The sequence below is a fragment of the Plantactinospora sp. GCM10030261 genome, assembly GCF_042666615.1.
Classification (GTDB): domain Bacteria; phylum Actinomycetota; class Actinomycetes; order Mycobacteriales; family Micromonosporaceae; genus KBS50.
This window is the reverse complement of sequence record NZ_JBHTDD010000007.1, coordinates 157,019-179,342: the sequence shown is the minus strand read 5'-3', so window position 1 is coordinate 179,342 and position 22,324 is coordinate 157,019. Positions and strand designations below refer to the sequence as shown.

The window sequence follows — 22,324 nt, the reverse complement described above, 5'->3', positions numbered from 1 at the left end:
CCGCACGACGGGTTCCCGAGGGCGCGCCGGTCAGCTCATGTCGATGGCGTACGCGCCCTCGCGCACGTCGGCGTCCGGATGCCCACGCAGCCCGACCAGCAGGTCCCGCCAGGGCGCCGGCCAACCGAAGCCGGCCCCGTGCCAGACCAACGCGACGGCGAACAGGCCACCCGCGAGGTCGCCCCGGCCCGCCAGTCGCCTGATGGCGCCGGTGAGGACCGCCTGTTCGGGCCACTCGCGCAGGCCCCGCAGGCGGGCACCCACCCGGTCCGCGAGGCGGGCCGCGAGAACGGGCCGACCCGCGCACAGATCGGCTATCTCGTCCAGGTTGTCGAGTCGGCCGAGGTCGACGAGCAGCCGGATGGCCGTACCGGCGAAGGCGGGCCGACCGGCGAGCCAGCGCGCCGACTCGACAAGTCCGGTCCGGTCGGCAGTGGCCGGTTGGATCCCGGAACGGGTGGCCGCGCCGCGGGCGAGCAGGTCGATGCGGCGCCGGGCCGGACGGTCCGCGCTCCGGTCGCCGGGCCGGTCGTCGGCGGCGTCGCGGTCGACAAGCCTCGCGAACGCGGCGCCGAGCACCGCGTCGCCACCGGCCTTGAGCAGGCCGGCGGCCTCGACGGCCACCATCGTCTCGCCAAGGTCGCAGAGCCGGTCCACCACCAGGTCGGCGATGCCGGTGAGCCACGGCGACCAGTCCCCCAGCCGCTGGTGTGCGGCGCGCCTGACCTCCCGGTCGTCGATCCGGCACGCGTCGACGACAAACGCGCCGTAGCGCGGGCGGTGCCGTTCGGGGATCGTGTACGGGTCGGTGTTCAGGACCGCGCGGCGCTCCTCCCGGCTGCCGTCGATAGCGGTCCGCAGGATGGTCCAACTCGCCTCGGTCTGTAGCCGCTGCCTGGCGGCGGAGACGATGGCGGCGCGCACGTCGCGGTGCGTGCGCGGACGCGTGTACACGTCGAGGAGCGTCGCCATGGTCGACGGCGGTCCGTAGCGTGCCAGCAGCCGGGTCGCCTCCTTCCGGCTGGTGACCTTCGCGGGACCGGCCAGCACGTCTGCCAGCACCTCGACCAGCCGGGACGGCGCGACGTGCCGGGCGGCCCGGCCGGCCGCGTACAGCGCGACCCGGGCCCGGTCACCATCGGCGTACCGGAGCAGCACCGGCAGCGCCTCGTCGGGCCGGTCGGTCCACACCAACGCGCCCAAGGCGGCCTCGACGATCACCGCGTCGGGATCGTCGAGCTGGCGGAGCACCAGGTCCCGGCCCGCGCCGGGGACCCGGGCCGCGACCTGGATCGCCGCCACGCGTTGCCACCGCCCCTGCCCCGCGTCGGCGATGACCAGCCGCTGCAGCTCCACGAAGCGGGCCTGCTGGTGCGGCAGCCACCGTTCGACGTGGGTCACCCACGCCGGCACCCAGCGGATCCCCTGTTCCACGAAGCGGCCGTTCGGGGGACGGTCCAGCACCTGGTCGAGCAGGTCGGTGCGGGAGGTGCAGATCGTCGCCCACACCTCGTGGAGCGTTACCGCCGACGAGTCGACCGTGAGCACTTCGGCGACCCGGTCGGCGCGGGTACGCGGGTCGTCGAGCCAGAGCCCGATCGCCGTGCGGGCTACCGACGGCAGCGTGTGGGAGGCGACGGCCTGCCGCAGCAGGTCCTGCAACTCCGGCAGGCGCCGCGCCCGCTTGCCGAGGGCATGGGTGAGCGCGAAGAGCGGGCCGTACCGGCCCCGGGCCATGCCGGCCTCGACCCAGCCACGTAACCGCTCGAAGACCATCGTCTCCTGTCCCCGGCGCAGCACCGTGTCGAAGCGGCGCAGGGTCGGCGTGCTCGCGCCCGTGCTCACCAGGTCGATCGTGAGCAACGCCCAGTCGCGCAGGAGCGGCACGGCGACGTGGTGTTGGAGGACATCGACGGCGAGCGTGGCCAACGCCGCCATGGTGGCGCCGGATCCGTCCCGGGCGTCGACCGCGTCGGTCGTCAGTTGGGTGAGCCCGGCCGCGGCGTCCGCGGTGAGCACCGACGCCGCCTTCGCCAGCGCCGTGAGCGCGGCGGCGCGTACCGGATCCTGCTCGTTACGCAACCGGCCGAGCCGGCGGACGAGTTCGGCCACCGCCCGCGGGTCACGGGACCGGCGGGCGGCCTCCGTCAGCAGCGCGTAGCCGCGTGCCCGCTCGTCGGCGTCGCCGGAACGGACCGCGACGTCCAGTGCTGAGGAGGCGTCCGACCAGGCGAGGTAGGCACTCCAGGCGCGGACGTCGTGCTCCCGCTCGCGGATCTTCGCCAGGCCGAGCACCCGGTTCGCCTCACGGATGCGGACCGTGGACGGCAACACCTCCATGATCTCGGCCGCCGGGACGAGAGCCGTCGTGTCGACCTCGGCCAGCGCCCGGTCGTACAACTCCGCGCGCCGAGCCGGTGCCACGGCGTCGAGCAGCGCCGCCAGGGACCGGCTGTGGCCGTGGAACCGGCTGGCCAGTGGCGCCAGGTCGTCGGTGGGCAGCGCCGCGAGGCGGCGCAGCACTGCCGGCGGCGGTACGGTCCGCGCCAGCCAGCGCGCTCGGCCGGGCGCGACGAGCAGCCGGGCGACCCGACGCGCGTCGTGTGCGGCGAGCGGTCCGTACGCGTCGAGCGAGCCGGGCAACCGTTCCTCGGGCGCGTACCGTTCGATCAGGTCGAGCGTCTGTGCCGGGTCACAGCGCAGCACCGCGCCGGCGACGTCGTCCCAGATTCTGTCCCGCGTTTCAGGTTCGGCCCCGGCCAGCCGCTCGCGGACCCGGTCCAGCAGGGGTCGCTGGTGGCGCCGCACCAGCCGTTCCAGGTCGAGCGCGTGCTCCAGCTCGGGCAGCAGGGCGCGTACCGTGTCGGCGCCGCACGCGGGCAGCAGCACGGCCGCCTCCGCGTCGCCGAACCGGGCGCGGACCTCGGTGATCAGCCGGTCGGCGACGGCCGGCGCGCGCCGCCGACGCAGCACCCGGTAGATCCGCCGCCGCTCCACGGCCGGCCGGTCGGTGACCTCGCCGATCGGGAGGTCCGCGCGGACGGCGGCGGTGAGCGCCGCGGTCCTGATCGACGGTTGCGGGTCACGCGTCGCGGCGGCGATGCCGTCGGCGTCCCGGGCAACCAGCGCGGCGATCAGCGCGAGCTGCCGCTCGTACGGGCCATGCTCGCGCAGGTCCGCGCACACCCGCGCGCGGTCGGGCGCGGTGCGCGCCCACTGCCCGAGGCGGTCCATCCGCATGCGGTACGGCAGCGGAGCGAGCGAGGCGAGCAGGGAGCGGGTGGCGGTGATCACGGCGCCATTGTGCCGGGGGTCGCGCCACGACGGGACCCGAATATGGCGCCGCCGCTGGGGCCTGGTCAGTCGGGCGCCGTGGATTCACCGGAAGCGAGCTCGTCCGGAGCGGAACCATCGGTGTGCGGGGCGCCCAGCGGACCGTACCGAAGGACCGGCGTCAGGGCGTCGATCCGCCATCGGGTCCGGAACCGGAGGTCCCGGCGGGTATTTGTGGTATCCGCGCCGACTCGGCTATGACCCGACAGACCTGGGTGGCGAGCCAGTCGTTGAGCTGGGTCCGGTCCACCTCGTCCCGGTGGTCGAACCACCAGAGGATGCCGGCGTCGACCATGCCGGCGAGGCTTGCCACCACGTACGCGGGCAGGTGCGGCCGGAGGGCGGCGGCGAGTTCGAGTGTCCCGTGGGTGGCGCCGAGGCGGGCCCGGAACCGGTAGAGGTGGGGGTGTTCCACCGCCCAGGCGAGCACGCGGCCGATGGTGCGGTGCACCGCCGCCTCGGGCGGCGTGTCCGGGGCGGGTAGGGACGGGCGGATCCACGCGGTCAGCAGCTGTGCGGCGTGCCGGGCGACGGCCCGGTCGAGGTCGTCCCTACTGGGGAAGTGGCGGTAGACGTGCGGCCGGGGAAGCCCGGCCCGCTCGGCCACCGTACCCAGGCCGGCAGCGGTGCCGCTTTCCTCGATAACCCGGACCGCGGCCTCGACGATCAACTGTCGCCGCTGGGCGCGCTGGCGGGGGGTTCCGGCGGCGCGGCGGGCGGCGATGGTGTCCCGTTTCACCACGGGTATATCCACGGGATCACTGTAGCGGCTGGGTAACCTTGGCTGGGTACAGGCTGTACCCAACGGCGTCTCGAGGTAGCCATGTCCGATCCCGTGTCCGGCCCCGTCGATCCCGCCCGGCTGCAAGACGTGCTCGACGGACCGTGGGCCGACGTACGCACCGCGCACCGGAAGCACCTCGACGCCCGTTTCCTACCCGTCTACGGCGAATCCGGCGACCAGGCCCGGGAGCGGATCAGCCGGTTGCTCACCGAACTCCCCGTCGAGTCGGGCATCGCCTCGGCCTTCCCCACCCGGTACGGGGGCAGGTCCGACGCGGGCGGATCGATTGTCGCCTGCGAGATGCTGGCGCAGGTCGACCTGTCGCTGATGGTGAAGGCGGGTGTGCAGTGGGGCCTGTTCGGCGGCGCCGTCCACGCCCTCGGCACCGAGCGACACCACGACGCCTACCTTCGGGACATCATCTCCGGCGACCTCCTCGGCTGTTTCGCGATGACCGAGACCGGTCACGGCTCCGACGTCCAGCAACTGCAGACCACCTGCGTGTACGACCCCCGGACGCAGACCTTCGACCTGCACACGCCGCACGAGGCGGCCCGCAAGGACTACATCGGCAACGCGGCCCGCGACGGGCGGATGGCCGTGGTCTTCGCCCAGCTCGTCACCGAGGGCCGGCGGCACGGCGTACACGCGTGGCTGGTGCCGATCCGCGACGCGCGGGGCGCCCCGCTGCCCGGCGTGACGATCAGCGACGCGGGGCCGAAGGCCGGCCTGCTCGGCGTGGACAATGGACGGCTCAGCTTCGACCACGTGCGGATCCCCCGCGACATGCTGCTGGACCGGTACGGTCAGGTCGCGGAGGACGGCAGGTACTCCAGCCCGATCTCCAACGACGCTCGGCGCTTCTTCAGCATGCTGGGCACCCTGGTGCGTGGCCGGGTCAGCGTGGGCGGCGCCGCGTCGGCCGCCACCCAGTCGGCGCTCACCATCGCGGTCCGCTACGGCGACATCCGGCGCCAGTTCAGCGCACCCGACGCGGACCGCGAGGTGCTGATCAACGACTACCTGGCCCATCAGCGCAAACTGCTGCCCGCGCTGGCCACCACGTACGCGTTGCACTTCGCCCAGGCTGAGCTGGTCGCCGCGCTCAGCGACGCGCAGCGCGACGACAGCCCGGTCGACGAGCACCGGCAGCGGGAGCTGGAGTCCCGGGCCGCCGGTCTCAAAGCGGCGCAGACCTGGCACGCCACCCGCACCATCCAGATGTGCCGCGAGGCGTGCGGCGGCGCCGGTTACCTGGCGGAGAACCGGCTGCCCGGTCTGAAGGCAGACACCGACGTCTTCACGACGTTCGAGGGTGACAACACGGTCCTGCTGCAGTTGGTGGCCAAGGGACTGCTCACCGGCTACCGGGACGAGTTCGGGTCGCTGGACGGTTGGGGGCGCGCGTCCTTCGTCGCCGACCAGGTCAGGGAGATGGTGCTCGAACGCACCGCCGCCCGGTCGGTCATCCAACGGCTGGTCGGCGCCGTGCCCGGCCGGGACGAGGAGGTCGCTGTCACGCACCGCGGCTGGCAGGTAAAGGTCTTCGAGGACCGGGAGAAGCACCTCCTCGACGGTGCGATCCGCCGCCTGCGCAGGGGGGCGGCCGACAAGAAGGACCGTCCCTTCGACATCTTCAACGACGTACAGGACCACGTCCTGGCGGTGGCCGCCGCGCACATCGACCGGGTCACCCTGGAGGCGTTCGTCGCCGGCATCGAGAACACCGCGGATCCGGCGGTCCGGGCGCTGCTGTCCCGGGTCTGTGACCTGTACGCGTTGAGCGTCATCGAGACGCACAAGGGATGGTTCCTGGAGCACGGCCGGCTCACGCCGGCCCGTTCCAAGGCCATCACCGCGGTGGTAAACGGTCTGCTCAAGGAGTTGCGCCCGCACATGCGGACCCTGGTGGACGGCTTCGCCATCCCGGACGAGTGGCTGCACTGCGCCATGCTGCGCGAGGAACCCGGCCGGCAGCAGGCCATGGCGGCTCGCGTCGGAGATCAGGTCGACGCGGCGTCTGGTGCCGCCTGACGTCGCGACAGGCGCCGGTCAGTGACGGGCGAGATCAGCCGTGGTGGCGGGTGTGCTGGTCGCCGCCGGGTGCGGAGGGCACCGGTCCGGGCTGCCCGAAGGCGCGCACGAAGGCGCTGATCCGGCCCTGTAACACCAGCGCCTGATCGAGTTCGTCCGACATGGTTCGACGGTACAACGGGATTCGGACCGGGTGTCGCCGCCCGCCGCGACGCCTGACCATGGCCGCGGGCGGACGTCGCCGAGCACGGCCAGCCGGCCGGTCAAGCTGGTCGGCCGCCGCGACCGCGCTGAGCTGGGAACCCGCAATCGCTCCTACCGCTGGACCCGTCGGCGCCAGGTCAGCGACCGCCGCCCTGACTCCCGCCGTTGAGGTAGGTCAGGACGGCGAGGACGCGGCGGTGACCGCTGTCGGTGACGGCGAGGCCCAGCTTGGCGAAGATGTTGCCGATGTGCTTGTGCACCGCGTTGCCGGTGATGACAAGCCGGTCGGCGATGGTGTTGTTGTCGTGACCCTGGGCCATCAGGGCGAGGACTTCACGTTCGCGGGGAGTGAGGACCGCGATCGGATCCCGCCGGCGGGCGAGGAGCTGGGCGATGACCTCGGTGTCCATGGCGGTTCCGCCGGCGGCGACGCGGCGCAACGCGTCGACGAACTCGTCCACCCGGCTGACCCGGTCCTTGAGGAGGTAGCCGACACCGGCGCCGGTGCTCGCGAGCAGTTCGGCGGCATACTGCTGCTCGACGTACTGCGACAGCACCAGGACCGGCAGGCCGGGATTGTCGCGACGGGCGCGCAGGGCGGCGCGGATGCCCTCGTCGCGGAACGACGGCGGCAGCCGGACGTCGACGATTGTGACGTCGGGCCGGTGCTCCCGCACTGCGGCGAGGAAGCCCGCCGCGTCGCCCGCGATGGCGGCGATCTCGAACCCCACGCTGTTGAGCAGCAGCTCCAACCCGGAGGCCAGCAGCACGTTGTCCTCGGCGATCACGACCCGCATGGCAACTTCACGGTAATGGTCGTCGGGCCGCCGGCCGGGCTGTCGACGTCGGTTGTGCCGTCGAGAGCGAGTACGCGGCGGCGGATTCCGGCCAGGCCGGTGCCCCGCCGATCGTCGGCGCCGCCAGCACCGTTGTCGGTGATCACCACCGACAACCGGTCTGCCGCACGGCTGACCCGCACGCCGGCCATGGTCGCCCGGCTGTGCCGGGTGACGTTGGTGAGCGCCTCGGCGACGGTGAAGTAGACGACGGCCTCCACGGCCGCCGGCACGGCTTCGAGGTTGCCGACATCGAGGCGGGTGGGCACGCCACAGCGGGCCGTCACCGCGGTCAACGCCCCGGTGAGGCCACGATCGGTGAGAATCGGGGGATAGACGGTCCGGATCACCTCGCGGAGCTCGGCCATCGCCTCCTCGGTTCCTTCGTGCGCGTCCCGAAGAAGTTCTCCCAGGAACTGCTCGTTCCGGGGGTTGTCGGACAGCGCCCCCCGGGCCACGGCCAGCCGCATCGCGATGGCGACCAGCCGCGCCTGGGTGCCGTCGTGCAGGTCGCGCTCGATGCGGCGCAGTTCCGCGCCGTGCGCGTCGAGCACGTCTGCCCGGGTCCGGGTCAACACGGCGACCCGGTCGGCGAGTTGCTCGGCCGCGGAGTACGACAGCACCCGCAGGCAGATCCGGGCGTGCGCGCGCGCGAGTGGTGGCAATACCAGGTATGCCACCGTGAGGAGCAGGACGATCTGCAACGGACCGAGGGTGAGCGCTGTCCTCCAGTCGGGCACCGGGACGTCGACGAACAACCGCGGCCGGTCCGCTGGCGCGAACGCCCACCACAACGGGGTGGCGACCGTGGCGGGCACGAGGTTTCCCACGCACAACAGGGTGAACATGCCGAACGCCACACCCGTGATGGCGTGCACCGGCAACCAGAGCAGATCACGGAGGGTGGCCGGATCGGCCCACGCGCGACGGCCCGCCGCCCGCGAGGCGGGACGCGGCGCCAACGGCGTGCCGATCAGTCGAGCGGCGCGGTCACGGTGCGCGTTCGCCCACCGGCGGGCGAGCCCCGGAAGGCACAGCAGCGGCAGCGCGAGCACCGTGGCGACTCCGGAGACCAGTGCTGCCAGGAGGTAGGTCAGGCCACGCAACACCCGCACCCAGCGTCGAACCGACATCACCGGAGGACGCTGTCCGTACCCGTGGGTGTGGTTGCCCTTCGCGTTTGTGACATGGCGGCAAGTCTGCCCGGTCGCCGCCGGCCATGGCACTACAGCCAGCTGTACCTCGAATCCGGTGGTACGGGGTAGCGCTCGTCGCCGACCGGGCCCATAGCGTCAGACGGCATGAGATCAAACAGCCGGAACGTATCGAGGCGGGCCGTCCTGAGCGCATCGGCCGCGCTTACCACCCTCGCGGTCACGGCCACCGGGTCGAAGGCCGCCAACGGAGCCGGGCGGGGCTCCGGTCCCGCCGCCACTCGGCTGCAGCGCGACACGGACGCCATCCACGCTCTCGGGGTGACCGGCGTTCAAGCCCGGGTGACCGCTCCGTACGGTCGGGACCGTGTCGCCGTCAGCGGTGTCGCCGATCGTGCCACCGGGCGTCCGGTGCCACCCGACGGACGCTTCCGGATCGCGAGCACCCGCAAGACGACAGTAGCCGTCGTCGCCCTGCAACTGGTCGGTGAACGTCGGTTGTCCCTGGATCACACCGTCGAACGGTGGCTGCCCGGCGTGGTACGCGGCAACGGTTACGACGGCCGTCGGATCACCATGCGCCACCTCCTGCAGAACACCAGCGGTATCCACGACGACCTACCCGGCTACACCACACCGGAGGAGTATCGACAGCAGCGATACGACGTCTACACCCGCGAGCAACTCGTGGCGCGGGCGCTGACCCATCCGCTGGACTTCCGACCCGGCACGGGATGGGCCTACTCCAACACCGGATTCATCCTCGCCGGCATGATCATCGAGCGGGTCACGGGCCGGCCGCTACACCAGGAGATCATCGATCGGATCACCCGGCCGCTCGGGCTGTGCCACACCACCTGGCCGGGGACCACGCCCACCCTGCCACGACCACACGCGCGGGCGTACGAGCTGTTCCCGAGCGGTGATCTGGTGGACGTCACGGAGCAGGTTCCCGGGGACCCGGACTCCGTCATCTCCAGCAGTGCGGACCTCAACCGGTTCTTCCGTGCGCTGCTGGGGGGACGGCTGCTGCCACCGGCACAGCTGGCGGAGATGACGCGGACGGTTCCGGTCAGCGCCGACATCGAGCGGGTCTGGCCGGGTGGCCGGTACGGTCTCGGCCTGGTGCGCCGCCCGTTGCCGTGCGGTGGCGTCTACTGGGGACACGACGGCGGGGACGGCGGCTTCATCACCGTCACCGGCGCGACCGAGGATGGCCGGCGCAGCGCGGTGGTGTCCATGTCCACCGCGCTCGGCGACTCGCCGGACCATCACCTCCAGCAGCAACGCGCGGCCGACGCGCTGGTCCAGAACGCTCTGTGCGGCAGGGTGTGACATCGTGCCCGATCACGGCGGACCCGCGCGTCCCGGGCCGTGGCCACCTAGGCTCTGGTCTATGGCCAGGTACTACGACGTACACCCGGACAACCCGCAGCCCCGAGCGATCCGGCAGATCGTCGACCTGATCCGGGACGGCGGGCTCGTGGCGTACCCGACGGACTCGTGTTTCGCGCTCGGCTGTCGACTCGGCGATCGCGACGGCCTGGACCGGATGAGGGAGATCCGCCGCCTCGACGATCGGCACCATTTCACCCTGGTATGCCGGGATTTTGCCCAGCTCGGCCAGTTCGTCCAGGTCAGCAACTCCGTCTTCCGCCTGGTCAAGGCGTGCACTCCGGGTAGCTACACCTTCATCCTGCCCGCCACCCGGGAGGTGCCGCGCCGGATGCTCCACCCGAAGAAGCGCACCGTCGGTGTCCGTGTCCCCCGGCACACGGTCACCCAGGCGTTGCTTGCCGAACTCGGAGAGCCGCTGGTGTCGAGTACCTTGACGCTGCCCGGAGAGGAGGAGCCGCTGACCCAGGGGTGGGAGATCAAGGAGCGGCTCGACCACCTTCTCGACGCGGTGGTCGACGCCGGCGACTGCGGCAAGGAGCCGACGACCGTGGTCGACCTGTCGGGTCCGGAGCCGGAAATCCTGCGTTACGGAGCCGGTGACCCCTCGCGCTTCGTTTGACGTCCGTTCCGTCCTCGCGCCCGCGCCGCCCTAACTCTTGGCCCGGCTGCGGCTGGACCGCTTCGCCGCGGCCTCGTCCCCACCGGCCAGCCGGGTGAACGTCAGCATGTTCGCCAGCGCCACCCCGACGACCGCCAGCCCGACCTGGATCGCGAGAAGGATCCAGTCCCAACGCAGCAACCACAGCTTGGCGGGGGCGCCCCAGTCACACCGCTCCCGGACCGCAGGGGCCCTGGACCGGCTCGCTGGTCAACGGTTCCGGCTCGGCCGCCGGGGTCGGCCGGTACGGGTGGTGGGCCGGCCGACGCTGAGCGCCAGGTCCCTCGGCGTCGGGCACTCGAAGAGGTCCACCACGTCCACCCGGAGGCCGTCCTGGACGACAAGCGCCTGCCGCAGCCGGACCAGGTCGAGGGAGGTCAGCCCGGCCTCGAAGAACTTCGTGTCGGGGCCGACCCGGCGGCCGGGCTGGTGTTCACCCAGGATGTCGGTGGCCCGGCTGGCGATCCGGTCGGCCAACTCGGCGGGGCTGCTGGGCGCCGCGACGTCTCGCGCTTGGCCGGCCGGATCCGGCAGTGCCGCTCGATCGATCTTGCCGTTGTGGGTCATGGGAAGCTCCTCCATGCGGACGAATGCGGTCGGGATCGACCAGGCGGGCAGGCGGGTCGCGAGGACGGCGCGCGGGTCCGTCCACCCGGGTCGCGGATCCGCGGCGTACCAGGCCACGATGCCGGCCTCGGTGCGGGCCACCGCACAGTTCCTGATCCCGGGTACCGCCGTCAGTTCCCGCTCGATCCCGTCGAGTTCGATCCGGTGGCCGTTGACGGTGACCTGCCGGTCCCGACGGCCCAGGATCCGCACAGCGCCGTCGAGGTCGCGACGGCCCAGGTCACCGGTGGGATAGCGGCGTCCGGCCCCGGTCGGTTCCGGTGCCCTCCGGGGGGTGTCACCGAGGTAGCCGAGCGCCAGACCCCGACCCGTGACCACCAGTTCGCCGACGACACCGACCCGCGCCGGCCCTCGGGCGGTGCGGATCTGGGTGCTCCGGTGGTTGAGCGGGACGCCGGTCCGGCGGCCGGTCGTGACGTCCCAGCGGGCGAGGTGAGCCGCCTGCGGGGTCTCGGTGGTGCCGTAGAGGTCGTAGACCGTCGCCTCGGGTGCGAGCCGGCGGGCGGCGCGGGCGTCGGCGTCACCGCTCAGTTCACCGTGCAGCACGAGGTGACGCAGGTGCGGCAGCTGACGGCCACCGGCGGCGGCGGTCAGCAGTCGTGCCTGCGCGGGCGTCGTGTGCAGGATGGTGGTCCGGGCTTCGGCGAGGTACCCGAGCAGGCGGGGTGGTTGGCGGGCCAGGTCGGCGGACGGGACCCGGACGCTGGCACCCAGCCACAACGGCAGGAGCAGGTCCCGGAACATCGGGTCGTGTGCCGGCGGGGTGGTGAAACAGAAGCTGTCCTCCCGGGTCAGGCCGAGCGCCCGCGCGTACTCGTCGAACGCCTCGGGTAGGCAGTCGGCCGGCAGGGTGACGACCGCCGGGGCGCCGGTGGTGCCCGATGTGACGAGGGCATGCCCGAGAGGGCCCGGGGTCGCTGGCGGGCCGGGCGCCGGTGGCCCGTCGAGGGGGTCGAGTCCGACGTCGATCGTGACGGTGGCGCCCGCCGCGGCGCGGGCCGCGTCCGCCCAGTTCGCCGGGAGCGTCGCGTCCAGCAGCAACGGGCCCCGGCCGGCGAGCCAGCAGCCGAGGACCACCGCCGCGAGGTCGGGGTGGCGGGCGGCCCGCACCGCGATCAGCCCGTCAGGTGCGGTCGAGGCGACCCCGGCGGCACGTCGCGCCCGTTCGACGAGCGCCCCGTAGGTGACCACTCGTTGCCCGCTGACGATGGCCGGCCGAGCGGGGTTCCGCGCGGCATGTCGCAGGATCCGCCGCACGACCGCGTCGTACGACGGGGGCGCGGCCCGTGCCGACACCGTGGGCTCAGTGGGGGTCGACCCGGGAAGCACTGCCGGGGTCGGTCCCGGAGGCGATGCCGTGGCGAGCATGTCGAGTTCGGCGCGGCACTGGTCGAGGAACTCGGCCGCGGCGCGGGAGCCCCACAGGTCGGTCGCGTAGACCAGGCGGAGCCGGTATCCGCCGGTGGGCCGACGGCTCAGGTAGAGCCCCAGGTCGAACAGCGACCAGCGCACGTCCGGCGGCACCGGGGTCACCGGCACGCCACCGATGGACGCGGGCGGCGCGTCCTGGGTCAGGTCGTTGAACCAGACCTGGAACACCGGGTTGTGGGTCAGGTCGCGTCGGGCGCCGACAAGGTCGACGATCTCGTCGAACGGCACGGAGCCGTGCTCGATCCCGTCGTGCAGGGCCTGGGTGACCCGCGGGAGCAGGTCCGCGGTGGTCGCCTGCGCGGGGACCCGCAGTCGCAGGGGCAGCGTGCGCATGAAGAACCCGGTGGCGGCGTGCGCGGCGGGCGACTCACGGCCGGAGGCCGGCACCCCCACGCACAGATCGTCGACGCCTGCCCAGTCGGCGAGGACCCGGACGAACGCCGCGAGAGCGACGGCCGCGGGAGTCCACCGGTGGGCTCGTGCCCAACTGTCGAGGCCGGCCCCGAGATCGACGTCCACGTGCCGGCCGCGGAAGCTCGGCCGGGACGGACGTGGCGCACGGAAGGGCAGGTCCAGAGTGGCCGGGGCGCCGGCCAGGTGGTGCCGCCAGTATGCCCGGTCCCGGTCATGGCGTTGGAGGTCCGACCGGGCGCCTGCGATGACGTCGCCGTACTGGACCGCGCTGGTGCCGTCCTCGGCCCCGGTGCCGGGCAACGCGTACCCGGCCGCCAGGTCGGCCTGCAACAGGTCGAGCGTGCGCTGGTCGGCGACGAGGTGGTCGACCACGAGGACGAGCGCGTCGCCGCTGTCGCCGTGGTGCAGGCCGAGCACCGCGCGGGGCAGGGCGTCCGGGCGGAACACCGTGTCGGCGAGGCGGGTGACGAACGAGGCGAGGTCGGCGCCGTCCGGCCCGACGACCAGCCGTTGCGGCTCCATCGGGTGGATCCGCTGCCGCGGCTCACCGTGGCTGTCCTCCACCGTCGTCCGCAACGTCTCATGGCGCAGCACCAGCCGGTGCCAGGCGCGTTCCACCGCCCGCCGCTCGAATCGCCCCTCGGCCCGCAGCACGCCGACGACGTTGTACGCGGGCATGCCCGGAAAGACCTGGTGGTGGAGCCAGAGCCGCCGTTGCTCGGGCGACAGGTCAGCGACCGAGGGGTCCGCGCGGCGGGCGACACCGACCGGTGCGACGGCCGGGTCCGGAAGTCGATCGCGCAGGTCCGCCAGGGTGGCGTTGTCGCGCAGCAGCAGACTCAGCGGCAGCCGGGCACCCCACCGGTGCAGCACCTCGCCGCAGACCCGGACCGCGGCGAGGCTGTGCCCACCGGCGTCGAGGAAGCCGGTGTCCACGCTTGTGGGCCGACCGAGTGCGCGTTCCCACAGCCGGGCCAGTTCGTCCTCGTCGGATCGGCTCCGCTCCCCGTCGAATCCGGCTGCGTCGCGCCCGCCGCCCGTGCCGGGGTCGACGGTGCCGGGCGACGCAGCATCGGCGGTGCCAGGCGACGCAGCATCGGCGGCCCAGCGGGTGAGCAGCGCCCGGTCCCGTTTGCCGCTGCCGGTCACCGGCAGCTCGTCGACCACGACGTACCGGTCCGGTACGAACACGGTTGGCAGCGTTTCGCGCAACCGACCGCCGAGGTCGGTGGCGACCCGCGCCTCGTCGTGCCCGCTCCCCTCGTCCACCACGACGTAGGCCCACAACGTCGAGGCGGCGACGACCACGGCCGCGTCGCGTACCCAGGCGACGGCCAGCAGTGCGTCCTCGACCTCGGTGGCCTCCAGCCGCTGACCGCGGACCTTCAACTGGCCGTCCCGCCGACCCAGGTGCTCGATGGCGTCGCCGACCCGCCGGGCCAGGTCTCCGGTCCGGTAGACCCGGTCGAGGCCGGTGCCGGCGGGACCGGCGACGAACGCCCGCCGGGTCAGGTCGGGATGGTTCAGATAGCCGGTTGCCAGCGGCATTCCGCCGACCGCCAGCTCACCCACCGCGTCGCCACGGACGACCTCACCCGCCTCGTCGAGCACCAGCAGCGCGCAGTTGGCGATCGGCGTTCCGATCAGGACGATGTCCAGGTCGTCCGCCGGACGCGGGCATGGCCAGACGGACACGTCGATTGTCGTCTCGGTCGGGCCGTACTGGTTGTGCAGCGGGACCGGCAGCACCTCCTGGAACCGCCGCACCAGGCCGGGCGTGAGGGTCTCGCCGCCACAGTAGACCACGCGCAGGCTGCGGCACCGTGCGGCGCCCGGCCAACGCAGGAACTCCGCCAGCATGGACGGCACGAAGTGACACCAGGTCACCCCGTGCCCGACGATCCAGTCGATGATCATCGCGGGGTCCCGGTGGGCGTCCGGCGGCAGCAGCACCACCCGGCCGCCGCTCACCAGCGGCGCCCACAGCTCGTACGCGGAGGCGTCGAACGTGACCGGAGCCTTCTGCAGACCCCGGTCGGTGGGGCCCAGCGCGTAGTGTTCACGCATCCACAACAGCCGGTTCGCCAGGGCCAGGACGGGCACGACCACCCCCTTCGGCCGACCGGTGGAGCCCGACGTGTACATCACGTACACGGGGTGTTGCTCGTCGCGAGCCGCCAGGTCGTCCCAGGGCAGGTCCGGGTGACCCAGGTCGACCGGCACGGTCGCCGACACTCCCGGCACCGGCGACGTGCCGGCGACGACAAGCGCCGCCGCCGGGCGGGCGTCGTCGATGACGGCCGCCCGGCGTGCCGGCGGATCGTCCGGCGCCAACGGCAGGTACGGCATGCCGGCCTTGACCGCGCCGAGCAGGGCCACCAGCAGGGTCCGGCCACGCGGCATCCGCACCGCGACCGGGTCGCCGGGGCGGGCGCCGCTCGCCGCCAGCTCGCGGGCGACGACGTCGGACTCCACTTCGAGCTGCCGGTACGTGAGCGTCCCGTCGCCGTCCATGGCGGCGACCGCTTCCGGGTCACGCTGTGCCTGCTCGCGGACCAACCCGGCCAAGCCGTACGGAAGGTGGCGGGGAACCGTCGGTCCGTAGCGAACGGCGGGGGCCAGATGATCAAGGGTTCCCACCCGCGAATCGTAGCGGGTACGGTGGCGCCATGCCGCGCTTCCACCGGTCCCGCGGGGCCGTCCACATCCGATGACCGAGCACACTCTCCAACTGCCGGGAACCGAGTGGAGCGTCTGGCGCGACGTCCTGGTGCGGTCTGCCGGGTTCCCGGTCTCGGGTCTCGACCGGCTTACCTCGCCGCGGCTCGCCGCCGTCGCCGACGCGTTCGTCGCCGGGGACGGCGACGAGGCCGAATTGACGACGGAACTCGCCACGGCCGCCCTGGCCGCCGACGCCGCCGCGTCGGCCATCGCCGCCGACGACCGGTTCCGGCAGGCGGTCCACTGGCAGAATCCCGATGTCGCGGCCACGATCGGATCCGCTACACAGCCGGCGCGGACCGGCCCACCCAACTACCGGCAGCGCCGCCGGGCGGAGGTGATCGGCAAGTACTGGCAGCGCTACTGCGCCAAGAACGACACAATCGGCTTCTTCGGCCCGATGTGCTGGACCGAGGTAACCGACTCAGGTCCCGCGATCAGCGGCGGACCCGGCCCCGGCCTGGAGCGGCGACGGGCCGTCCACTTCGAATGGTGGGTGCTCACCGCGTTCGCCGACGCCCTCGCCACGGACCCGGAGCTGCGGGTCTGGTTCCCGGTCCTGGCCAGCCCGCACCTGACGGTACGGGAGCGGGAGGTGGTGGCGCCCGGCCAGGCGGTCCAGCCGCTGACCCGCTCCGCGGCGGCGCTGGTGGCGGCGGCGCGGGCCGGCGGTTCACTGCGCGAGACGGCCCGTCAGTTGGTGGATGCCGGTGCCTTCCGCCGCGTCGAGGACGTGTACGTCCAGGTGGACGAGCTGGAGCAGAGCGGTGTCCTGCGGGTGGGCATCGATCTGCCGGTCGACCTGTCCGCCGAGCGGGTGCTGCGCGAGTGGGTCGCCGGCATCGACGATGCCGATCTGCGGGCTCGGGCGGCGGCGCCGCTGGAACGGATGTGGGCGTTGCGCGACGCGGCATCCGCCGCGACGGACGCGGCCGACCTGGCGGCGGCCGTGGCCGGACTCGACACGGCGTTCACCGACTTCACCGGGCAGCCGCCGCGGCGGCGGCCGGGACAGACGTACGCCGGTCGCACCCTGTGTCACCTGGACACCAGTCGTGACCTCGACCTGCGGTTCGGACCACTGTTGTTGGACAAGCTCGCACCGCTGGAGCCGTTGCTGCGTTCGGCGCGCTGGCTCACCGCCGCGGTGGCCACCGCTCTGCACGAGGCGCTGCTCGGGCTGCACGCCGAACTCGCCGCCGACTCGGGCACCGCCGAGGTGCCACTGCACGACCTGTGGTTCCTGGCGCAGGGGCTGGTGCTCGGTGCCGACCGGCCGGCCGACGCGGTGGTGGCCGACTTCCTGCGCCGTTGGCACAAGGTGCTGGACCTCGACGGCGTGGCACCCGACGTCCGGGAGCTGACCCTCTCGACCGCGGAACTGACCCGACGGGTCGACGAGGCGTTCGAGGACACCGATCCGGGCTGGTGGGAGGCCCGGATCCACAGTCCGGACGTGCACGTGTGCGCGCCGGACTGGGCCGCCGTCCAGCGGGGCGACTACCGGCTGGTGCTCGGCGAACTGCACATGGCGATGGCCGCCTTCAACACCGACTTCTTCCGGCTCGGCCATCCGGCGCCGGACCGGCTCGCCGAAGCCCTCCGCGCCGACCTGCCCGAGCCCCGGGTCCATCTGCTGCTGCCCGACGAATGGCCGCGCAACTGCGCCCGTAACGCCAACTGGATCAAGGGTCCGCGGGACGTTCAACTGGCCTTCGCCCCGTCCGCCGGCGCCGACCGGGACCGGTTGCTGCCGGTGACCGGAGTGGTGGTGGTCGCCGGCCCGGACGGGCTTGTGGCCCGCGCCGCGGACGGTCGGACGTGGCCGCTGCTGGAAGTGTACGCCGAGCTGCTCAACATCTCGACGTTCGACACCTGGAAGTTCGCCGGATCGGCCGCGCACACCCCGCGGGTGGTGGTGGACGACCTCGTGCTGCTGCGCGAGACGTGGCGGACCACGGTGGGCGCCAGCGGACTGGCCGACGCGACCGGGGACCGGGAACGGGTCCTGGCGGCCCGGCGCTGGCGGCGGGACTGGGACCTGCCGGACCGGATCTTCGTCAAGATCGGCAGTGAGACAAAGCCCTTCTACGCCGATCTGGGCAGCCTGAGCTACGTGCGGCAGCTCTGTTCCATGGCCCGCGGCGCGCGGCAGGCACACGGCGAGGACGTCGAACTCACCGTCACCGAGATGCTGCCGGACGCCACGGACGCGTGGCTGGTCGACGCGGCCGGCGACCGGTACACGTCCGAGTTGCGGTTGCACCTGCGGGACGAGCGGACGCCCCGGCACGCCCGGCGACGGGACCCGGCGTGACGGAACGGGTCGCGATCACGGGCACCGGATGGCGGGTCTGGACCGACGCGCTGCTGCGCTCGACCGGGTTTCCGGCCGACGGGCTGACGGTGCTGTCCGCTCCGGACTGTGCCGCGGCGGCCGACGCGCTGCTGGTCAGCGGCTCTGACGAGGCCGACGCCGCGTACCGGAAGGCCTTTCGCGCCGCGGAGCTGGCCGGTGCGGAGGAACTGTCGGCGATCGCCGCCGACCCGCTGCTACGCGAGGCGATCACCTGGCAGAACCCCACCATGCTGGGGACCGTGGACGGGCTGCGCAAGACCGACCCGGCGGTACGCAACAGACGGCGCCGGGAGCGGGAACGGGCCGTCGTCCGCTACTGGCACCGCTACTGCGGCAAGAACGAGATGATCGGCTTCTTCGGTCCCATCTGCTGGGTACGTGTCGACCCCCGGCAGGCCGAACGGATCCGGCTCGACACCGGCCCCGGCCTGGTTCGTCGGCGGGACGTGGTGTTGGAGCGGTGGGTCGTGGCGGGGTACGCCGCTCGGCTGGCCGCCGACCCCCGGGTGCGCCGGTGGCTCTGCCCCACCACCGTCGCGGATCTGTCCGTCGAGGGCCGCACGGGGCTGCGTCCCGGCCGCCCACCGCTGGCACTCGGCCCGGTCGAGGTGATGGCGCTGACGCTGTCCGACGGAAGCCGGTCGGCCGAGCGGATCGCCGCGGCGTTGGCCGCCGACCCCGCCCTCGGCCTCCGCTCGCCAGACGACGGCTTCCTGGTGCTGGACCGGCTCGCCGAGCGTGGCCTCCTCGATTCGGGTGGCGACGTGCCGGTCGAGGTGGGCACCGAGGGACTGCTGGCGGAGCGGCTCGCCGCCATCGGCGACCCCGAGTTGCGGGCCGCCGAGTCGGCCGGGTTCGACCGGCTCCGCGCCGCGCGGGACCGGGTCGCCGCCGCCGCCGGCCAACCGACGACGCTCGCCGTCGCGCTACGGGACCTGGACGGCGAGGTGGAGAAGCAGACCGGCGGGTCAGCACGGCAGGGCTCCGGACAGATGTACGCCGGTCGCACCCCGTGTTACGAGGAGACCCAGCGTGACCTCGACCTGACCATCGGTGGGGCGTTGCTGGCCGACCTCGCGGCCCCGCTGGAACTGGTGCTGCGGATGGCGCGTTGGTTGACGGTGACCCTGGCCGACGCGTACCGGATCGCGCTCGACGATCTCGTCGACGGCCCGGACATGCGCCTGGGCGACCTCATGTATCTGGCGCAGGGCCTGTTCTGGTCCGGCCACGACCGGCCGGTCGACGCGGTGGGCGCCGAGTTCAACCGGCGGTGGTCGGCCCTGCTCGACCTCGCCGGCCTGCCGGCGGGCACCGCCCGGGTCGAGCGCGACGCCCATGACCTGGCGGCCCGGGTCGCCGAGCTGTTCCCGGCCGAGCGGCCCGGATGGTCGGCGGCCGTGTCGCACAGTCCCGACATCCAACTCTGCGCCCCGGACGTGGCGGCCATCAACCGGGGCGATTACCTCGCCGTTCTCGGGGAGTTGCACACGGCTCGGTGCACGCTGGACACCGCCGTGCCGTGGCACCCGGATCCGGCGGCGTTGTGGGCGGCGATGGCGGCGGACAGCGGCGGTCCCGACGTGCTTCGTCCCCTGTATCCCGTTGGCTGGCCGCGGCACACCGGCCGGGTTTCCATGTCGCCCGGTCCGTACGGTCGCCGGTTGGGCTTCGTGCCCGCCCCGCGACCCACCCGGATCCCCCTCGTCCCGGCGATGGCCGTGCGGCTGGAACGGCGCGCGGGCGAACTGGTGGCCGTCGAGCCCGACGGCCGGCGCTGGCCGGTGGTGGAGGTCTTCTCGGAATGGCTCGCGGTCCACTCGGTCGACGCCTTCAAGCTGCTGATCGCCGGAGCCCACCAACCCCGGATCACGGTCGGTCGGCTGGTTCTGGCGCGCGAGGCGTGGCGGCTGTCCCTGGGGGACACCGGCCTGGCGGACCGGCCCGGTGACGAGAACGCCTTCCTGACGGCGCGCCGGCTGCGCGGTCGGCTGGGTCTGCCCTACCGGGTGTTCGCCAAGATCGGCACTGAGGTCAAGCCGTGCTTCGTGGACCTGACCTCGCCGCACTCGGTCAGCACGTTCGCGGCGATGGTGCGGGCGGCGGCCCGCTCGGGCGGGCATGATGTGTCGCTGACCATCAGCGAGGCGCTTCCGGACGTCGGTGCGGCCTGGCTGCCGGACGCGGCCGGTCGGCGCTATTTCAGCGAACTACGCCTTCAGCTCACCGATCCGGCGCGTCCGGCCTGACCCGGGTATCGCCGCCGCTGGCGGCGGCGACCCGGGCCGTCGCCCGCTCCGGCACGGTCAGCTGACCGCTCGGGAGAACCGGCGGATCGCCCAGAACCCCCCGATCGCCCCCACTCCCAGCACGATCACCAATGCCCGCAGCAGTGCTGTGGTGGTGATGTCGCCGCCGAACAGGCCGCGTGCCGCCTCGACCGCGTAGTAGACCGGGTTGGCCCGGGCCAGCGTCTGCAACCAGTCCGGTGCGAACGCGATCGGGATGAGGATCCCGGACAGCAGCATGAGCGGCACGTTGACGATGTTCGCCAGGGAGGCGAGCGTCGTCTCGGACTCCACCGTGAGCGCCAGCGCGTAGGACAGCGACGTCGCGACGAACGCCACCGTGCACATCAGCAGGAAGGTGAGCGCCAGCGGCACGACCCGCACCGGCAGCCCGAACGGGATCGCCACCACCACCAGGATCAGCGCCTGCATCAACAGCATCAGGATGTCCCGACCGCAGCGGCCCAGGAGCAGCGCCGAACGGCTGACCGGGGTGACCCGCATCCGTTCGATGAGGCCGGCGCGTGCCTCGCTGACCAGACCGATTCCGGCGAACAGCGTGCCGAATACGGCGACCTCGATGAAGATGCCGGGCAGGAAGGTCGCGTACGACTCCTTGCTCGACATCCGCAGCGAGCGTTCCCACAGGGGCCCGAAGAGCACCACGAAGTACAGTGGCTGGGCCAGGCCGAGGATGGCCCACAGCCGTTGCCGGCTGCTGATCCGCAGCGACTGCACCATGATGACCCATGTGTCGTAGCCGAGCCGCATCCGTGATACTCCCTTGATCTCGCTCACTCCGCCTGGTCCCGCAGCGACCGACCGGTGCGGGCGAGGAAGACGTCGTCGAGGCTGGGCTGGTGGACCTCGATGCTGGTGATCCCCACTCCCCCGTCGTACAGGCGGCGGAGCAGCAGCGGCGCGGTCTCGGCGCCCTTCGCCACCACCAGCCGCAGCCGCCCGTCGACCACCTCGGCCTCGCGTACCGCGGGTTCGTCGCGCAGCAGCCCGGCGGTCCGCTCGGGGTCGCCGTCCACGCCGAGGGTCACCAGGTCCCCGGCGATCCCGTCCTTGAGCGAGCGGGGCGTGCCGAGGTCGACGATCTGGCCGTGGTCGATGATCGCGACCCGGTCGCAGAGCGCGTCGGCCTCGTCCAGGTAGTGGGTGGTGACGACGACGGTGGTGCCGGTGTCCCGCAACCGGCGGACCTCGTCCCAGAGATGGGCCCGGCTCTGCGGGTCCAGACCGCTTGTCGGCTCGTCCAGGAAGACCACCCGCGGCGCGTGCACGATCCCGAGGGCGATGTCCACCCGGCGCCGCTGCCCGCCGGAGTAGGTGCGGCACAGCCGGTCGGCGAACGAACCCATGCCGAAGTCGCGGATCGCCTGGTCCGCGCGGCGGGCGGCGGCGGCCTTGCGCATCCCGTACAGCCGCGCCTGCATGATCAGTTCCTCGCGGGCGGTGAGCGTGCTCCACGTCCACTGGCCCTGCGCGACGAAGCCGATCCGCCGGCGCACCTCCCGCGGGTCGCGAGTCACGTCGACACCGGCGACCACGGCGGTGCCGGAATCGGGCCGGGTGAGCGTGGTGAGGATGCGCAGGAAGGTCGTCTTACCGGCGCCGTTCGGGCCGAGCAGTCCGAAGATCTCACCGGCACCCATCGTGAGGTCGATGCCGCGTACCGCCTCGACGGTCTGCGACCCGGCCCGGTATGTCTTACGGATCCCGTGGGTCTCGATCACGACCGTGACTCCCGCGCATCACCCGACACCGGCCCGTCACCGGCCGTCGCGTCATCCGACACCGGCCCGTCACCGGCCGTCGTGTCACCCGACACCGGCCCCGTCACCGCCCCGTCGCCATCGAGTGCCGCGACGAGGGAACGGGGGCGCAGGTCGGTCCACCGCGCCTCCACAAAGGCCAGAGCGGCGTCCCGGGGGCCCGCCGGCAGGGTCACCGTCCACCCGGCCGGCACGTCGGCGAACTCGGGCCAGAGCGAGTACTGCCCCTCGTCGTTCACCAGCACCAGGAACGAGCCGTCCGGGTCATCGAACGGGTTGGTCACGAGCAGTCTCCTTCGGTG

14 protein-coding genes and 1 pseudogene are annotated in these 22,324 nt (G+C 72.8%); 5 read left to right on the top strand and 10 right to left on the bottom strand.

Translation table 11 applies throughout. The features are described 5' to 3' along the window. Positions 1 to 30 precede the first annotated feature (30 nt). Both ACFQUZ_RS11250 and ACFQUZ_RS11245 read right to left on the bottom strand, forming a co-directional pair. Positions 31 to 3,294 (bottom strand): hypothetical protein, encoded by a 3,264-nt coding sequence (locus ACFQUZ_RS11250; protein WP_377440973.1) that lies wholly within the window; start codon positions 3,292 to 3,294, stop codon positions 31 to 33. Positions 3,295 to 3,454: 160 nt separating this feature from the next. Further along, the gene (locus tag ACFQUZ_RS11245) at positions 3,455 to 4,087 is read right to left on the bottom strand and encodes a TetR/AcrR family transcriptional regulator (protein WP_377440971.1); all 633 of its coding nucleotides are present in this window, start codon (positions 4,085 to 4,087) and stop codon (positions 3,455 to 3,457) included. A gap of 69 nt (positions 4,088 to 4,156) precedes the next feature. Here ACFQUZ_RS11245 and ACFQUZ_RS11240 point away from each other — a divergent pair, with 69 nt between their 5' ends. Then, the gene (locus ACFQUZ_RS11240; protein ID WP_377440969.1) at positions 4,157 to 6,151 is read left to right on the top strand and encodes an acyl-CoA dehydrogenase; all 1,995 of its coding nucleotides are present in this window, start codon (positions 4,157 to 4,159) and stop codon (positions 6,149 to 6,151) included. Positions 6,152 to 6,185: 34 nt separating this feature from the next. Here ACFQUZ_RS11240 and ACFQUZ_RS11235 read toward each other — a convergent pair whose 3' ends face one another. From ACFQUZ_RS11235 to ACFQUZ_RS11225, 3 genes are all read right to left on the bottom strand, one after another. Continuing rightward, positions 6,186 to 6,314 carry a hypothetical protein gene (locus ACFQUZ_RS11235; protein ID WP_377440967.1) on the bottom strand — a complete coding sequence of 43 codons (129 nt, stop codon included), beginning with the start codon at positions 6,312 to 6,314 and terminating at the stop codon, positions 6,186 to 6,188. Positions 6,315 to 6,492: 178 nt separating this feature from the next. Beyond that, positions 6,493 to 7,152, bottom strand: a complete 660-nt coding sequence (locus tag ACFQUZ_RS11230; RefSeq protein WP_377440965.1) for a LuxR C-terminal-related transcriptional regulator — start codon at positions 7,150 to 7,152, stop codon at positions 6,493 to 6,495. Beyond that, complete coding sequence (locus ACFQUZ_RS11225) at positions 7,140 to 8,324, bottom strand: sensor histidine kinase (protein ID WP_377441140.1); 1,185 nt, start codon at positions 8,322 to 8,324, stop codon at positions 7,140 to 7,142. Before ACFQUZ_RS11225 ends, ACFQUZ_RS11230 begins: the two co-directional genes overlap by 13 nt. Before the next feature lie 168 nt (positions 8,325 to 8,492). Here ACFQUZ_RS11225 and ACFQUZ_RS11220 point away from each other — a divergent pair, with 168 nt between their 5' ends. Further along, positions 8,493 to 9,680 (top strand): serine hydrolase domain-containing protein, encoded by a 1,188-nt coding sequence (locus ACFQUZ_RS11220; protein WP_377440963.1) that lies wholly within the window; start codon positions 8,493 to 8,495, stop codon positions 9,678 to 9,680. A 61-nt stretch (positions 9,681 to 9,741) separates the two neighbouring features. Further along, on the top strand, positions 9,742 to 10,362 hold the full coding sequence (locus tag ACFQUZ_RS11215; protein WP_377440962.1) for an L-threonylcarbamoyladenylate synthase: 621 nt from the start codon (positions 9,742 to 9,744) through the stop codon (positions 10,360 to 10,362). 30 nt (positions 10,363 to 10,392) lie between these two features. Here the strand turns inward: ACFQUZ_RS11215 and ACFQUZ_RS11210 are convergent, their stop codons facing one another. Together ACFQUZ_RS11210 and ACFQUZ_RS11205 are read right to left on the bottom strand one after the other, a co-directional pair. Beyond that, positions 10,393 to 10,542, bottom strand: a complete 150-nt coding sequence (locus ACFQUZ_RS11210; RefSeq protein ID WP_377440960.1) for a hypothetical protein — start codon at positions 10,540 to 10,542, stop codon at positions 10,393 to 10,395. A gap of 69 nt (positions 10,543 to 10,611) precedes the next feature. Continuing rightward, positions 10,612 to 15,513 (bottom strand): amino acid adenylation domain-containing protein, encoded by a 4,902-nt coding sequence (locus tag ACFQUZ_RS11205; protein WP_377440958.1) that lies wholly within the window; start codon positions 15,511 to 15,513, stop codon positions 10,612 to 10,614. 70 nt (positions 15,514 to 15,583) lie between these two features. On the opposite strand from ACFQUZ_RS11205, the gene ACFQUZ_RS11200 reads away from it, so the two are divergent. Both ACFQUZ_RS11200 and ACFQUZ_RS11195 read left to right on the top strand, forming a co-directional pair. Next, positions 15,584 to 17,911, top strand: a complete 2,328-nt coding sequence (locus ACFQUZ_RS11200) for a lantibiotic dehydratase (protein WP_377440957.1) — start codon at positions 15,584 to 15,586, stop codon at positions 17,909 to 17,911. Next, positions 17,908 to 20,202, top strand: a complete 2,295-nt coding sequence (locus tag ACFQUZ_RS11195) for a lantibiotic dehydratase (protein ID WP_377440955.1) — start codon at positions 17,908 to 17,910, stop codon at positions 20,200 to 20,202. Before ACFQUZ_RS11200 ends, ACFQUZ_RS11195 begins: the two co-directional genes overlap by 4 nt. A gap of 57 nt (positions 20,203 to 20,259) precedes the next feature. Here ACFQUZ_RS11195 and ACFQUZ_RS11190 read toward each other — a convergent pair whose 3' ends face one another. From ACFQUZ_RS11190 to ACFQUZ_RS11180, 3 genes and pseudogenes are all read right to left on the bottom strand, one after another. Next, positions 20,260 to 21,012, bottom strand: a complete 753-nt coding sequence (locus ACFQUZ_RS11190; protein WP_377440953.1) for an ABC transporter permease — start codon at positions 21,010 to 21,012, stop codon at positions 20,260 to 20,262. A 23-nt stretch (positions 21,013 to 21,035) separates the two neighbouring features. Next, a complete protein-coding gene (locus ACFQUZ_RS11185; protein WP_377440951.1) occupies positions 21,036 to 21,983 on the bottom strand; it encodes an ATP-binding cassette domain-containing protein in 948 nt (315 codons plus the stop codon). Positions 21,984 to 22,105: 122 nt separating this feature from the next. Further along, positions 22,106 to 22,306, bottom strand: a pseudogene (locus tag ACFQUZ_RS11180) (MbtH family protein); the annotation flags it as partial. Positions 22,307 to 22,324: the final 18 nt, after the last annotated feature.